Below are 16532 nucleotides of genomic sequence, written 5' to 3' on the forward strand. Positions count from 1 at the left end.
GAAACCAAATCGAAAATCGCTCGTCTAACATTTTAAGACCTTACATTTATTTCAGTAAAAAATCGTAATTTCGACACAAAACACTGAATGTCTAACTGTTATCAGGTTTCAATCATCAATCAAAAATGAATCATTTATTTCAACCAATTATCAATCATTATGAAAAAATCAATCAAACTTATTACACTCTTTGTAGTTTTTCAAATCTCGGCTTTAAGCACTTTTGCACAAGATAAAGCACAGCAAATTGAACAGCTTTTAGCTAAATACAACGAATACGGACAATTTAACGGCTCCGCTCTCGTTGCCGTAAATGGGAAAGTAATTTTTAAAAAAGGTTTTGGTTTGGCCAATATGGAATGGGATGTTCCAAATCAGCCTGATACCAAATTCAGATTAGGTTCTATCAGCAAACAATTTACAGCGTTTTTAATAGTAAAACTAGCTGAAGAAGGAAAACTGAAATTAGATGTTCCAATCACAAGTTATCTGCCAGATTATCCAAAAGAAAATGGTGGTAAAATTACAATTCATCACTTATTGACACACACGTCTGGAATTCCGAATTATACCAGTGCGCCAAACTTTTTTAAAGATAAAGCTCGAAATCCGTATACTCCAGAAGAATTCGTAAAAACGTTTTCAAGTCTGCCGCTTGAATTTACGCCTGGCGAAAAATTCAATTACAGCAATTCTGGTTATTTTCTATTGGGTTATATTATTGAAAAAATTTCAGGGAAAACATACGAACAATATTTACAGGAAATTATTTTTACGCCTTTAAAAATGGTTAATTCTGGTTATGACCACAGCGATGTCATTTTAAAAAACAGAGCGGCTGGTTACGAAAAACAGGGGAAAAAAATTGTAAACGCTGCATATCTTGACATGAGCATTCCGTATGCCGCTGGATCTTTGTACTCAACGGTAGAAGATTTGTATTTGTGGGATCAGGCGCTTTATACAAACAAACTGCTTTCAGAAAAATCCATAGAATCTTTATACAAACCATATATTAAAGCGTGGGGCGGTTTTTATGGATATGGATGGTCAACTTATGAAGCTCCAAATGGACAAAACAGCAAATTGAATATTATTGAGCACGGAGGTGGCATTAACGGATTTAATACAGTCATTTCTCGTATTCCTGCAGATAAGAATCTTGTAGTTTTATTAAACAATACAGGCGGAACCGTTTTAGGCGAAATGAACACTGCTATTCGTGCTATTTTATACAATCAGCCGTTTGATCAGCCTAAAAAATCGCTGGCATTAGATTTATTGGATATTTATAATGAAAAAGGCGCAGCGACTGGAACCGAAACTTATAAAAAACTGAAAAATGATCCTACATACGCTATTAAAGAAGGAGATATGAATCGAGTTGGATATCAGTTATTACAAAACGGAAAAAAGAAAGAAGCAATTGAAGTTTTCAAAATTAACGTAGAAACTTTCCCAAAATCAGGAAATGCTTTTGACAGTTTAGGTGAAGCTTATCTAGCAGATGGTGATAAAAAATTAGCTATCGCGAATTACAAAAAGTCAGTCGAATTAGATCCTTCAAATGAAAACGGGAAAAAAGTATTAGATGAACTTTCAAAAAGTAAAACTAAATAACATTTAAAAAATCCTTTTAAAATTATCTCCGATAAAATAGATTCAAATCTTTTTTATCGGAGTTTTTTTGTTACAATTTCTAACATTCAAATTGGATAATTTAGCTTTAAAAATATTATTTTAGCCCGACCCAAAATAACAATTTAACCTATGAAAAATTTTAAGAAACAAGGCTTTCTGGCTGTATTTTTATGTTTATTTATTTCTTTAAACTGTTTATCACAAAACAATTCGCAAGCTCCAGCAATGCCTTCACAGCAAAACAGAATTATAATTGATAAAATCGTCGAAGCAGCACATTATAAAAATTATGTGATTGATTTTTGTTTATCGAAAATAAACGAAACTTCGGCAAAAGAAGGCTGGAATGACCAGAAAACAATGGAGATCAGTCAAAGCATTAATTATAAAAATTTTAGGGATGCGATTTACAACAGTTTTGTTGTTTTTGATGAAGTAGAACTGGAAACTTTATTAAAAGCATATGAAAAAGACACGGCTTACCAGACTAAAAATGTAATGACTAATAATAAAGTGCTTATCAATAATCTGAATATTTTTGCTACTGATATTGTGAAGGGGAAGTATATTTCTAAATAAAAAGGTGCTAAGGTTCTAAGATGCTAAGATTCTAAGTTTTTGTACTCTTTGTCAAAGTTTTAAACTTTGACTCAAAGATTCAATTTTAAGTTGTCTTCTCATTTTTGTCATTTCGACGAAGGAGACTCGAGCGATAGTGACTGGCGGAGCAAATCTCCGCGAGAAGCTCTATAAAGATTAAACTCTCTTTGCGGAGTTACTTACGGAGATTTGCTCCGCCAGTCGCTATTGCTCGAGTCTCCTTCGTCGAAATGACAATATTCTGGTTATTTTGTTTAATACAAATTTCTTTAAAATTTTGGTTTTAAACTTTTACAAAGAGTAAAAAAACCTGAAACTTGAAACTTGAAACAAAACTATTCCTTCGGTTTAAAAACCAATTTTGTTGAAGTTTTTATAATCTCTTCTTTATTCAATTTCATTTTTCTGAATTTTCCAGCGTTGTACATTTCGGCTTGGTCATCGTAATGTTTACTAAACGGATTTCCAGATTGTCCCGTAGGCAGAATACTCCAGCTGTTTTCGACATCAGAGAAATCTACAATTCTTCTGGTTGAAGGTCCTCCTTTTGTATAATACTTTCCTTCGTCGTTAAATCCGAAGAATAAATTATTGATTACTTCATTTGAACCTGGCGAATTAAATGGTCCGACATTAAATAATCTTCGAAGTGCCGCCACTTTTCCTAAAGGATGTTCGTGCTCAACGGTATGTACTTCTCCCCATTTCCAATTAGAAACAGTATTTCCTAATTGATTTTGTAATGATATAATTGCATCGTGAAAAGATTTTGAAACAATTTGTTTTCTAGTTTCTTTTACATTTTTAGTTTTAATATTATCCCACCAAACCGAATTTTCATTTTTAATTTGATTGGCAATAACTTGTTTCCCAACAGAAATTCCTAAAAAGAGATTGAAGTTTTCCTCCCCCATTTCGTCTTCAAAAGTATTTTTTAGATATAAATAAATCCATTTATTATAAATCGTTGGCGCAGTATCCTCTAAATTGTTGGTTCCTTTCCATGATTTTAAAACCTTTATGGCTTCTTTTTCTGTTGCTGAAATTGTGTTAAGATCGATGTTAGAAATCAAATTCTTAACCACATCAACGGCAACATCAGAAGTATTGTCATAAATCATTTTACTCACTGCTTCTTTATCCCAATCGGATTTTGCATCCATTAATCCTGCAATTCTTTTTGCACGATCTTCAGGCAGGTAATATCCTGGATACAAATATCCATCATCTATAGCTTCAGGCTGATTATTAGCAGAATAAACATAACCCCATTTCGGATTTTCTGATGACGGGTTTTTATCAAAATCTAGATATTCTGTAATATCATCATTCCCGCTCGATCCATCTAAAATCAAATGCGTATTTACACCTTCTTTGTGTTTATACAATTTTCCTGTTGCCCACCAAGCCACATTTCCTTTAGCATCTCCATACATTACATTAAGTCCCGGCGCCGCGACAAGTTTTACGGCATTTTTAAATTCGTCCTTACTCTTCGCATGCGAAAGTCCGTAAACTGCATCTAGAATCTGAATTGGCTGATGGGTGTAAGTCCACAACATTGCAATTGGAGTTTTCTTTTCCAAACGTTCCAAAAAATCATTCATAATTGGTCCGTGTCGGCTTGATTTAATTGTCAAGACCACATCTGAAGTATCTTTAACTTTGATTACTTTTTTTCTGGTCTCATAAGCTGCAAAACCACTAGGTGTTTGATATTGAGTGGGATCTCCAGCTTTATTCTTTTCTTTATAAAAATCGATGTCATCATTTTCGAACATTGTTAAACCGTAAGCGTAATCACGATTGTGTGCCAGTAACGGAAATGGAGTTCCCGCAAGATAACAACCATATAATTCATGTTTTGGTGTTACAATATGAGCTTCGTACCAAGTTGCAGGCTGCGAAAATCCAATATGCGGATCATTTGCAAAAATCACTTTACCACTTTTAGATTTATGAGGACCAACAACCCAGCTGTTACTTCCAATCAAAGGCGGAATTGGTGATTGATCCAGCATTGCTGTAACCGATTTTGCAATCTCTGAATATTCTTCTGTATTTTCTTTAGAAATTTTAATTTGGGTAGTATTAAACTCACCTTCAATTCCTAAATCTTTTAAATATTCGGCACCATATTTATTTTTAATATCTGTCAATAAAGGATCTGTTTTTTGCGCCATCGCAAAACTGAAGGACATATAACCAAAAATATTATAAACGTCCTTTATAGTAAACTTTTGCTTTTTTACGCCAACCAATGTAAATTCAATTGGTGTTGTTCCTTCGTCCAAATATTGATTGATTCCATCCAGATAAGCTTCCGCCAATTTATAGCTTTCACTGTTTTTGTCTAATTTGGCAATCGCTTTCGCGGAAGCTTCTTCAATACCAATTCCAGCAAAAAACTCATCATTTTTAAGCGCGACAGAACCAAAGATTTCAGATAATCTTCCCGGAGCAATTCTCCGAAGTAATTCCATCTGCCATAATCTTTCCTGCGCATGAACGTAGCCGAGCGCTGTCATGGCATCCTTTTCAGAATTGGCATATATGTGAGGAATACCAAATTCATCAAAATAAACTGTAGTTTCTTCTTGGATATTTTTCAGCTGCAATTCTCCTTCGTACTTGGGTTTTAAATGAAAAATATAAGCGCATAAACCAACTCCAATTATAATTATAAGTACTAATAAAACCAGCAGAAATTTTTTAAATCTTCTCATATTTTGCAAAAGGTATAAACGATAAGTTGGTAAAATGATGTAATCGAAAAGAAGAATAATGTAAAAATCATTCTTTTTAAAAGCCTAAATTTATGTATTTAAAACCAATCCTATAAATGTCCATATATAAAAAAATAGCAATCGGTGTAATTTCTCTTTTTCTCCTAGTGATTTTTGCCAATATAGGTTTGAATTACTGGATTAAAAAACAGCTTCCGATTATTATTCACGAGAAAAATAAAACAGCGTACAATATCAATTACGAAAAAATTGAAGTCTCTCTTTTTTCTCGAAATATCTATGCTCAGACATTATTGGTAAGCCCGAAAAACCAGCCTAAAGACAGTAAAAACGGACTTTTTTCTAAAATAGAATCTATTACAATCAAACATTTTAATGTTTGGGATTTAGCTTTCCGTGATATTATTCAAGCCGAAAGTATTATTATCAATAAACCGCGAGTGATTTTATATAAAAAAGGCGAGAAACTTATCAATAACAGCAAAAGTATTAAAAGCGAAATTCTTGAACCTTTTCGTAAGATTATTGCAGTTTCGAATATTTATCTCAATGACGGAACTGTCGATGTGGTTTCTTTGGATACCGAAAAACCTATTTTCAGCATCAAGAAAATCATTTTGAAATTAGAAGGGATTTTGCTGACGGATGCGACTTTAAAAGAAAAAATTCCGCTGCAATATGAAAGCTACACTTTAGTAATTGACAGTTTATTTTACAGACCAAGTGCTTTTTATCATATTAATATTGGTAAAATAAGCACCGAGAAAAACTTTCTAAAAATTAATAATTTCTCTAATATTCCGCAATTTAACCGCCCAAATTTCATCAAGCGTTTAGATAAAGAAAAAGATATTTATACGCTAAAATTCGATTCGGCACAAGTTTCAAAAATGGATTGGGGTTTTAAAAATGATCGTTTTTTCTTTAAAGCAAATTCAGTTGTAATTAATCATTTTGATGCGAATATTTATCGTGGCAAAATGCCGAAAGATGATTTGAGCAAAAAATACCTTTACAATCATTTATTGCGAAATATAAAATTCCCGCTTCAAATTGATACTTTGCAAGTTCTTAAATCGAAATTGGTTTACGAAGAAGAAATTGATTTCTCTAAAGGTCCAGGAATTTTAAGCTTTGATAAATTCAATCTGCAGGCAACTAATCTGCGAAGTGGTTCTGGTTTGAAAAAAACGAATGATGTAAAAATTAAAGTAAAATGTATTTTCATGAAAACCTCTCCTCTCGATGTAGATTGGAGTTTTAACGTTCTCGATAAAAATGACGGATTTCACATTCAAGGTGTAATTTCAAATTTTGATGTTCGGGCTATGGGACAATTCAGTAAACCGTATATGAATGCCTCGTTTACAGGAGTTTTTAATAAGTACCGATTTAATTTTTATGGAAATGATAATATTTCTAAAGGAAACGCTTCTTTAGATTATGATGACCTAAAAGTAAAACTTTACAAGAAAAAAGATCCTAAAAAAGAAGCCAAGCTCAAATCGGCAATTGTCAATTTATTAGTCAAAAATGATTCAAAAGACAAAGCAAAAACTGCTGAAGTTGAACTGGAAAGAATTCAGGAAAAATCATTCTATAACTTTTTATGGAGAAGCATTGCAGAATCTTTGAAGAAAATTTTGATATAGTTTTTTTTGCCACGAATTTCCATTAATTTTCACGAATTATTTTTAAAATCTTTCGAATAAAAATTAGTGGAAATTCGTGTAATTCGCGGCAACAAATTAAACCTGACAATTATCAGGTTTTAGAAAAATCCTTTTTTCAATATTTGTCTTTATTTTAACCCGAAGACAAATGACAAAAACACCTTTACATACTTTTCATATTCCTGTAATGGGTCTTGCCTATACGATTGACAGTCCAATTCGTGTTGCACAATATGGTATTTCGTCTGTTATTTCTATTGCCGATGACGATTTAATTGAAAAAATGCGTAATTTCTACAGCACTAAATTCAATATTCCTTACGAAGAAATTACCCAGAAATTTCACGATTACCGCGCGGAAAGAATTACGTCTTACTTAAATCTAGTTGACAAAATTGTAAAAGAAAAATTCGAAAGTTTTAAAACAGAATTAGCCGAAAGCAAAACTGCGCTTGAAAATTTTATGTCGATGCTGCCGAATACTTCCGACATTAAAAAAGGATTTCAAAATTTGCTGGATGACGGAATTGCTTTTAAAGAAAATATTCAGAATTATATCGAAACGCATCTTTTTCCCGGCGAAATCGACGTAAACATTATGACAAAATTAGATAAAGATAATTTTGTTAAAAACACTCAGCTTCCCGTCGAATTTAATGATGCTCATGCTGCTTTAAGAGGCTTTGCAAAAAGTAATTTAGAATCTTCTGTTGTACTTTCTGCTGGAATGAATCCGAGATTGTTCGGTTATTTTGAAAACTTCAAAGATTTTTTTCCAAACGAAAAAAACGAACTTAAAAAGAAAATCATTTTAAAAGTGAGCGATTTTAGATCGGCAATGATTCAGGGAAATTTCTTGGCCAAAAAAGGACTTTGGGTTTCTGAATACCGAATCGAATCGGGTTTAAACTGCGGCGGTCACGCCTTTGCCACTGATGGACTCTTATTAGGCACTATTTTAGAAGAATTCAAGCAGAAAAAAGAACAATTGGTACAATCGGCTCACGATTTAATGATTAAAGCTTTACAGCTCAAAAATCAAGTTTTTCCAGAAACACCTTTAGAATTAAAAATTACAGTTCAAGGCGGTGTTGGAACTGCAGAAGAACATGAATTTTTATTATACGAATATAAAGTAGATTCTGTTGGCTGGGGCTCTCCATTTTTATTAGTTCCCGAAGCAACATCTGTAGATCAGGAAACGAGAAGTTTATTAAAGAATGCCAAAGAAGACGATTTTTACCTAAGTCACATTTCGCCCTTAGGAGTTCCTTTTAATACTTTGCGTGGCACGTCAAACGAAATCTTAAAACAAAAACGCATCGAAGAAAATAAGGCCGGAAGTTCTTGCCCAAAGAAATTTTTGGCTCTAAGTAAAGAATACGATCCACACGGAATTTGTACGGCATCCAAAAAATATCAGGATATTAAACTACAAGAATTAGAAGCAAAAAAAGATTCTCTAACTATCGAAGAATTCGAAAAAAGCAAAATTAAAATAACAGAGAAATCTTGTCTGTGCGTTGGTTTAGCAAATGCTTCTTATCTCGAAAATGATATCAAAATAAAAGGCCAGTCGCAGGGTGTGGTAATCTGTCCGGGACCTAATCTGGCTTATTTTGATCAAGAAGTTTCTTTAAAAGATATGCTGCAGCACATTTATCAAGGAAAATCGATTTTGAGAACTAATGACCGTCCGAATTTATTTGTGAAGGAATTAAAAATGTATGTTGATTATTTTAGAAATGAAATCGAAACTATTTCTGGCGAAGTAACGGCCAATCAGCTTAAAAAATGGAATTCTTTTAAAACAAATATTCTAGAAGGAATTGAATATTATCAAAATTTACTTTCATCTACTTTGTATTTTAAGAAAGAAGAAGAGAAAATACGAAATCAATTCAATTTCTATAAATCAGAATTGAATGCCATTCAAATTCCAACATTAGAATTAGCATAAAACAAAACGCCGATTTAGGTTTCTAAATCGGCGTTCTTATTATAAAGATTTAATATCTATTCTTTTTTATTTTTGCTGTCAATAACAGCACCAGTTCCTGTTCCTAAAGCAGCACCAGCCAAACCTCCAATAATAGCTCCTTCGCCTTTTTTCTTGCTGACGATTGCTCCGGTTGCGGCACCAACTCCAGCACCAATTACAGCACCTTTAGCAGTTGCACTCCAGCCTTTCTTTTTCGTTGTAGTCGTTGTTGTTGCTGTATTTCCGTTTGCAGCTTGCTGATGCACCACTACAACTTTCTCTTTTTCAGATTCAACTTTTTGCTCTTCTTTTATCTTAGCCATTTCTGTCTTCATTGAATCGATAACGCGTTGTTTATTAATCTCAACTTTCATTGAATCAATACTGGCTTGCTTGGCTTTATTTAAATCTTGTTTACTTTGATTTTGACAAGAAGTTAAAAGAATTGCCGCCATTATTATATATAAGCCTTTCATGATTGTAGTTTTAATAATTATACATTACAAAATACGGAATATCCGCCATAATGATTGTTACAGAATTTTTTCGAAAGTTTATAAGATTAGAAGATTTGATACTTAATTATTAATTATTGTAGTTGATTTATTAATCGCACAAAAGCGCAGAGCCGCAAAGTTTTTTTCTCATCACTACTTTCTTGCGGAATATAAAAAAAGGCTTTAGCCAAACTATAAAAGTTTGGCTAAAGCCTTTTTGATTATGTTTTATTCTCATCCAGCTAAAGCTGGACGCTATTCAAACTTTAAGATTAAACTTTGCGGCTCTGCGAGATTCATTAACTTTTACTTCCCTAAAATTCCTGTTTTTAGAATTTGCCCGAAGTCGTACATATCTTCGTAAGAACAATATAATGGAACTGGAGCTAAACGAATTACATTTGGTTCGCGCCAGTCTGTAATTACTCCGTTTTTCATTAAATAATCGAACAAACTTCTTCCTTCTCCATGAAGAAAAACTGATAATTGTGAAGCTCTTTCTGCAGGGTTTGAAGGCGTAATAATTTCAAAATTCCCTTTTACTTCTTTGTCAATTTCGTGCAGAATAAATTCTAAATAAGAGGTAATATGATCACGTTTAGCAATTAAAGCGTCCATTCCAACCTCAGCAAACATTTCTACCGAAGCCAAATATGGTGCTAAAGAAAGAACTGGAAGATTACTAATCTGCCATCCTCCTGCTCCATGAACTGGATCAAAGTTAGGTTCCATTTTAAAACGGCGTTCTTTATTGTGTCCCCACCATCCTGCAAAACGAGGTAAATCTGGATCGTTGTGATGTCTTTCGTGAACAAAAACTCCAGAAGCATTTCCAGGTCCTGAGTTCATATATTTATAACTGCACCAAGCTGCAAAATCTACATTCCAATCATGCAGTTCTAATTTAATGTTTCCAGCAGCATGTGCTAGGTCCCAGCCTACTTTTGCACCCGCTTTTTGTCCTGCAGCAGTAATAGTTTTTATGTCGAAAACTTGCCCCGTATAATAGTTTACACCTCCAATTAAAACCAAAGCCAGTTCATCGCCAACTTCTTCAATTTTTGCTAAAACATCTTCAAGACGAATATTGTGTTCGCCTTCGCGGCGTTTAATTTCTACGATAGCATCTTCTGGTTTATATCCATGAAAATGAACCTGACTCTGAAACATATATTGATCTGATGGAAATGCTTTTTCTTCGCAGATAATTTTATAACGCTTTCCTTTTGGCTGATAAAAAGAAACCATCAATAAATGAAGGTTTACCGTCAAAGTATTCATTACAGTAACTTCAGACGGAAGTGCACCTACAATTTTACTCAACGGTTCTGCAAATCTTTCCTGATAATCCCACCATGGTTTTTGTGCATAAAAGTGACCCTCGACAGCCAATTCTGCCCAGTCATTCATTACTTCGTCTACATAAGCTTTGGTGCGTTTTGGCTGTAATCCTAAAGAGTTTCCTGTGAAATAAATAACACGTTTATCATTCACTTTTGGAAAAATAAATTCGTTTTGATAATGATTTAATGCATCTTGAGCATCAAGTTGTTTCGCGAATTCGCGTGTATTTTGAAAAGTCATTGTGTTTTTGTTTTGGATGCTAAAATAACAAATTTTGTTTGTTTTGTTTCAGGTTTCAAAATTTCAGGTTTCAAGTTTCAGGTTTCAAGTTTCAGGTTTCAGGTTGATATGCTTTGTGTGTTTAACCGCAAAGTGCGCAAAGATTTTATCAAGGTTGACGTTTACAAACACTAAGTTCGCAAAGCTTTGCGTTCTTTAGCACTTGGCAGACACAAACTGAGCAAAAAAACTTTGCGCACTTTGCGGTAAATCACACGAGCGTTAACTTAAAACCTGAAACTTGAAACTTGAAACAAAACTATAAAAAAAAGAAAACCCGACAGGTTTTAAAAACTTGTCGGGTCTCTTTATAAGATAAATTCTAATTAAAGAATTAACATCGCGTCTCCGTAAGAATAGAATTTGTATCCTTCTTTGATCGCTTCGTCGTATGCTTTTTTCATTAAATCATGACCACAGAAAGCAGAAATCATCATTAATAATGTTGATTTTGGTGTGTGGAAATTTGTAATCATACAGTTTGCAATACTAAAATCATGAGGAGGGAAAATAAATTTATTTGTCCATCCTTCGTACGGATTTAAAGTATTTTGAGAAGAAACAGAACTTTCGATTGCACGCATAGAAGTTGTTCCTACTGCACAAATACGTTTTTTCTTTGCTTTTGCCTCATTTACAATATCACAAGCTTGTTGATTGATAATCAATTCCTCTGAATCCATTTTGTGTTTAGATAAATCTTCCACCTCAACTGGGTTAAAAGTTCCTAAACCAACGTGTAAAGTTACCTCAGCAAAATTTACTCCTTTGATTTCTAATTTTTTCAAAAGGTGTTTTGAGAAGTGTAAACCAGCAGTTGGCGCTGCTACAGCTCCTTCTTCTTTTGCGTAGATAGTCTGGTATCTTTCAGCATCTTCGGCAGTTACTTCTCTGTTGATGTATTTAGGAATTGGAGTTTCTCCAAGTTCTGTCAATTTGTTTCTAAATTCTTCATAAGAACCATCGTATAAGAAACGTAAAGTTCTACCACGAGAAGTTGTATTATCAATTACCTCAGCAACTAATGAATCGTCGTCACCAAAATAAAGTTTGTTACCAATACGGATTTTTCTAGCAGGATCTACTAAAACGTCCCAAAGGCGTTGCTCAGAATTTAATTCTCTTAATAAGAAAACCTCAATTCTGGCTCCAGTTTTTTCTTTGTTTCCGTACAAACGCGCAGGGAAAACTTTTGTATTATTAAGAATTAAAACGTCTCCATCATCAAAATAGTTGATAACGTCTTTAAACATTTTATGTTCGATAGTGTTTTTTTTACGGTCAATTACCATTAAACGAGATTCATCTCTGTTTTCTGCTGGAAATTCAGCCAAAAGTTCTTTCGGTAAATTGAAATTGAAGTGTGATAATTTCATATTTGAAGTTAGATTTTAAAATATCAATCTTAGACTTTTTTATCTAAAATTTTAAATCGCCTGCAAATATACGATTGTGAGATAGGCGTTGTCAAGTGTTTTGACGTTTATTTTCAAAAGTCCTTGATTTTGTGCTGTTTTAGCAACTATTTAAAATGTTTTTTTTTTCTTACACAAACCTGTTCAACGTATTATTGTCATTTCGACGAAGGAGAAATCTTCGGAAGTAGCTCGACAAAGATTGGATTTTCGTTGCGGAGTTACTTACGAAGATTTCTCCTTCGTCGAAATGACAAACTTTACGATTATACTCAAATTCGAACATAAAAAAACCTCTAGTTGAAACCAGAGGCTATGTTTTATTGCACTTTTATTTAAATGAACTTATATAATTTATATGGTTCAATTATTTCTACAATTCTGAAACTTGGAAGTTCAAAGCTTTTAAATCGTTCCAGAAATCTGGGTATGATTTAGAAACTACTTCTGCATCATCGATAATAATTGGAACCTTTATTGCTAAAGGTGCAAAAGCCATTGCCATACGGTGATCGTTGTATGTTGCAATATGAACATCGTGATTAATATTTTCAGAACGTTCTAAAGTCAAGCTGTCATTGGTTACAGAAATATTGGCTCCTAATTTTGTAAGTTCGATTCTTAGCGCTTCTAATCTGTCCGTTTCTTTTATTTTTAAAGTATGAAGACCCGTTAAGTGACATCCAATGCCTAACCCTAAACAGGTTACTACAATTGTCTGCGCAATATCTGGTGTATTATTCAATTCAAAATTTACGTCTTGATAATTGAATCCAGCTACTTTTTCCAAAGTCATTTTGTTATTTTGGAAAGTAGTTTTCACTCCCATTTTTTCATAAAGTGAAACTAATTCTGAATCTCCCTGCAGGCTGTTTTCTTTATAACTGCTTAGAGTTATTTTGGCAGCATCAGACAGCGCCACTAAACTAAAGAAATAAGAAGCCGAACTCCAGTCTGATTCTACAACCATTTCTTTTGATTCGACTGCTTCTTTTGGAAAAACTTTGATCACGTTTCCTTCAAAACTAGTTTGAATATTTAAATCATTCAAAAGAGCCAAAGTCATTTTAATGTATGGAATTGAAGTGATTTCTCCTTCTAAAGTCAATTCTAAACCATTATCTAGTTTTGAAGCAACTAATAAAAGTGCCGAAATATATTGACTGCTCACATTTGCAGCTAATTTTACTTTTGAAGCAGTAACTTTTTTGCCTTTGATTCTGATTGGCGGATAACCTTCTTCTTTCTCGTATGAAATCTCAACTCCTAATTGAGCCAAAGCTTCCACCAAAATTTTGATTGGACGTTCCTGCATTCTGCTTGATCCTGTCAGCACCACTTCTCTGCCTTCGTTAACCGAAAAATAAGCAGTAAGAAAACGCATTGCTGTTCCTGCATGATGAATATCTACAATTTCATCATTTCCTGCTAATGCTTTCTGCATTACTTCGCTGTCATCGGAGTTTGAAGTATTGGCTAAAGTGATATTTGGAAATAATGCTTTTAGTAATAGTAAGCGATTCGTTTCACTTTTAGAACCGGTGATATTTAGTTGCGAATCATCAATCGTGAATATTGAATTCGTGCTTAATTTTAAATTCATTTTTTTAATTGTAAGTTGTGAATTTTGAATTATGAATGATTAGAAACATAATTCAGCCCCGCAATTTACCACTCCCCATTCATAATTCAAAATTCAAAACTCATAATTCAAAACTTATGAGTGATATTTCACAATTATTTCAATTTATCGTTGTTTTTATGACGATCTTTATCTCTAACCGATTTTAAGTCCATTTTTTTATCAAAAGCGGCTTGTAAATCGATTCCTGTTTGATTTGCCAGACATAAAACCACGAAAACGACATCGGCTAGTTCTTCGCCTAAATCTTTGTTTTTATCACTTTCCTTTTCTGATTGTTCTCCGTATCTGCGCGCAATAATTCTTGCTACTTCACCTACTTCTTCTGTTAACTGAGCCATGTTTGTTAATTCGTTAAAATAACGAACACCATGTTCTTTTATCCAGGTATCAACATCTAATTGGGCATTTTTTAAATCCATCTTTAAGCTTTTTTTAGAACAATTTTTTCGTTTTGACTAGCAATCATTTTCTGAAAAAGAATTTTCAATGTATTGTAGTGCTCGGCTGCAAAAATACTATTGTTAATGTCTTTTGAAAAGCTAAACTGAATTTTGTTTCCTTCATTTAAAACATTTAACATTGAAACTCTACAGGCTTTATTTTTTCTTCTAATCCGGCATTAGTATTTTTCCAAGCTCATAATCATGAGCCTGGATATTTATACTATTAGTAGAGATCTAAACAGCATCTTAAATACGTTTTAAAACAATCTTTTCTGTTTGTTTTTCAATCATGCCTTTGTAATATTCTTTCAGCATTTCATATTGTTCTGTGGTAACGATTGCTTCATTTATTTGATGAGCTATACTTAATTGAAGTACATTATCGTTTGCGGCAATATTAAATTTAAAACTTCCTAAATTATTTTCCATATTATAAGCAACTGCCGCTGGGAGCGTTTCTACCGTATAACCTTCTGGAATTTTAATTGTAATATTGTATTTATCTAAAAACGGATAACCAAAATCTACTGGATACTCGCGAACATCCTGCTTAAATGGATTTTTGTCTTTAGCAAAAAACAGCATTGGGTTCACATAAATTTTACCGCCAATAAGTTCGCACAAATTATTTCCGGTAAATGAGTAAGTTTCGATAGCAGGAGCTAATAAATCTTTTTCATTTGTTCTTGAGTATTCGCTTATTTCGATTTTACCACTATTATTTTCAAGTTTCTCTAAATACTCTTCTTCTTTTAATTTTTCGAAATTCTCTCTCGTAATCATTGCATTATAATCTGAGCATTGTCTTCTGGTTTTTCCTTTAACATGTCCTTCGGCATCAATATCATAATTCATAAAAACAATATCATTTGATGCTTTTTTAGGCATTAAATCTATTTCTTGTGATGAACCATCTTTTCTAATTAGCCTTCCCATCCAGTTTAATGTTCTAAAAGGAAGAACATTCGGAGTTGAATATTTATCGGTTGCATCTAATAAAATATAGCCGTTTGGAGTTTCAACTGCTGCAACTACATAGTCGAAAGCATTTCTGTTTGGAAACAATGCAATTCCGTTAGAACGCGTGCTTAATAAAACAGGATTTGCTGTTAAACCTGAAGAACGCAACATTGCAGTAAGCATTAAATTGATATCGGCAATATTTCCTGTTTTTTCTTTATAGGCTTTTTTAACGCCATTATCGCAACTGTAACCCGTGTAACCGTTCCATTTAATGTTTGCCTTTACAAAATTCAAAATTGCCCAGATTCTTTCATCCTGCCCATTTATACCTGCCAGCATTTTTTTTAAATCCTCTTCAAAATAACCTGTTTTATTAAGTTCAGGACCAAAATCATCATATTCGTAAATAGTTTTTACTACAGAATTCCAGTCTGTAGAAAACTCTTTCATTGGACTGTTCGGAAAATGAACAAGCGATAATTCATGCTGTACACTTGAGGTATAATTTTCAATATTATTCACAAAACTTTCGTCTTTTAGTGCAGGAAAATCTTCTGCCACATAAGTTATTTCTGTTTCCAAATATTCAAATTTATCAGATGAAAATTCAGTCTTAGACAAATATGTACCAGTTCTTTCTTTACTATTAATAGTTATTGATCTTGGATTTTTTAATGTTGTTACTTTTGGAAAAATATAACCTTTTTGTCTTGGATTAAAGACATAATATTCCGGATATGCGACTTTAAGTTCAGAATAATTTATAGGAATTGAGGTCTGAAAATCCCAATCGCGAATTATACCGGGATTTGGACATTTAATCGTGTATCGAAATTCGATTATTGAACCTTCTTTTACGTTGGGCATTGTAATCTTTTTTTGTCCTCTGTACTTAGAGATAACTTCATCAAACGATCCGTCGCTTTTCAACTTAGTTTTTTCAACTTTACCATTTACCAGATTATAGGTAACTGCATCTGTAAAAAAGACCCTTTCTTTTAAATTTGTCGTGTTTCGATACCAAACTTGTTGATTGGCCCATTCATAACCTTCTTTTTTATAGATTTTAATACGGGTTTCGACATCTGTCATCATATAGAAGCCGTCATTTTGATCGTATTCCACTTTGGAAACTCCTTTTTTATACAAAATTGCCGCTACGGCTGAAGTATCTTTAGGATGTGCTTTCTGTTCTAATTCTGCAACAGAAACTTTCCCTAATCTAAAATCCTGTGAAATCGCTTTGGGAGCGATTAATAAAATCACAGACAGGCTAAAAAGTTTAATAATTTTCATTGGTTGTT

The 16532-nt window shown here is 33.1% G+C and carries 11 protein-coding genes; 4 read left to right on the forward strand and 7 right to left on the reverse strand.

Annotation, left to right across the window (positions count from 1 at the left end; all coding sequences use genetic code 11):
• Positions 1–159: 159 nt before the first annotated feature.
• The gene (locus ASE40_RS01610; RefSeq protein WP_057115064.1) at positions 160–1620 is read left to right on the forward strand and encodes a serine hydrolase; all 1461 of its coding nucleotides are present in this window, start codon (positions 160–162) and stop codon (positions 1618–1620) included.
• Between the two features lie 150 nt (positions 1621–1770).
• Entirely contained in the window at positions 1771–2220 is a 450-nt protein-coding gene (locus ASE40_RS01615) for a hypothetical protein (RefSeq protein ID WP_057115065.1), read from the forward strand.
• A 356-nt stretch (positions 2221–2576) separates the two neighbouring features.
• On the opposite strand, the gene ASE40_RS01620 is transcribed toward ASE40_RS01615, so the two are convergent.
• On the reverse strand, positions 2577–4967 hold the full coding sequence (locus tag ASE40_RS01620) for a penicillin acylase family protein (protein ID WP_057115066.1): 2391 nt from the start codon (positions 4965–4967) through the stop codon (positions 2577–2579).
• Positions 4968–5083: 116 nt separating this feature from the next.
• Between ASE40_RS01620 and ASE40_RS01625 the strand changes: the two genes are divergently transcribed.
• Positions 5084–6640, forward strand: a complete 1557-nt coding sequence (locus ASE40_RS01625; RefSeq protein WP_057115067.1) for a hypothetical protein — start codon at positions 5084–5086, stop codon at positions 6638–6640.
• 169 nt (positions 6641–6809) lie between these two features.
• Positions 6810–8621, forward strand: a complete 1812-nt coding sequence (locus ASE40_RS01630) for a hypothetical protein (protein WP_057115068.1) — start codon at positions 6810–6812, stop codon at positions 8619–8621.
• A 56-nt stretch (positions 8622–8677) separates the two neighbouring features.
• On the opposite strand, the gene ASE40_RS01635 is transcribed toward ASE40_RS01630, so the two are convergent.
• The 6 genes from ASE40_RS01635 to ASE40_RS01660 all read right to left on the reverse strand — a co-directional run bounded on the left by ASE40_RS01635 (position 8678) and on the right by ASE40_RS01660 (position 16524).
• Positions 8678–9118, reverse strand: coding sequence for a YMGG-like glycine zipper-containing protein (locus ASE40_RS01635; RefSeq protein WP_057115069.1), 441 nt, complete (start codon positions 9116–9118; stop codon positions 8678–8680).
• A gap of 327 nt (positions 9119–9445) precedes the next feature.
• Entirely contained in the window at positions 9446–10723 is a 1278-nt protein-coding gene (kynU, locus tag ASE40_RS01640; RefSeq protein WP_057115070.1) for a kynureninase, read from the reverse strand.
• Between the two features lie 365 nt (positions 10724–11088).
• Positions 11089–12138 (reverse strand): tRNA preQ1(34) S-adenosylmethionine ribosyltransferase-isomerase QueA, encoded by a 1050-nt coding sequence (gene queA / locus ASE40_RS01645; protein ID WP_057115071.1) that lies wholly within the window; start codon positions 12136–12138, stop codon positions 11089–11091.
• Between the two features lie 412 nt (positions 12139–12550).
• The gene (gene aroA, locus ASE40_RS01650; protein WP_057115072.1) at positions 12551–13780 is read right to left on the reverse strand and encodes a 3-phosphoshikimate 1-carboxyvinyltransferase; all 1230 of its coding nucleotides are present in this window, start codon (positions 13778–13780) and stop codon (positions 12551–12553) included.
• Between the two features lie 134 nt (positions 13781–13914).
• Entirely contained in the window at positions 13915–14241 is a 327-nt protein-coding gene (locus ASE40_RS01655; protein ID WP_012022600.1) for a nucleotide pyrophosphohydrolase, read from the reverse strand.
• Positions 14242–14511: 270 nt separating this feature from the next.
• Entirely contained in the window at positions 14512–16524 is a 2013-nt protein-coding gene (locus ASE40_RS01660) for a DUF3857 domain-containing protein (RefSeq protein ID WP_057115073.1), read from the reverse strand.
• Positions 16525–16532: the final 8 nt, after the last annotated feature.

Source organism: Flavobacterium sp. Root935, assembly GCF_001429295.1.
Taxonomy (GTDB): Bacteria; Bacteroidota; Bacteroidia; order Flavobacteriales; family Flavobacteriaceae; genus Flavobacterium.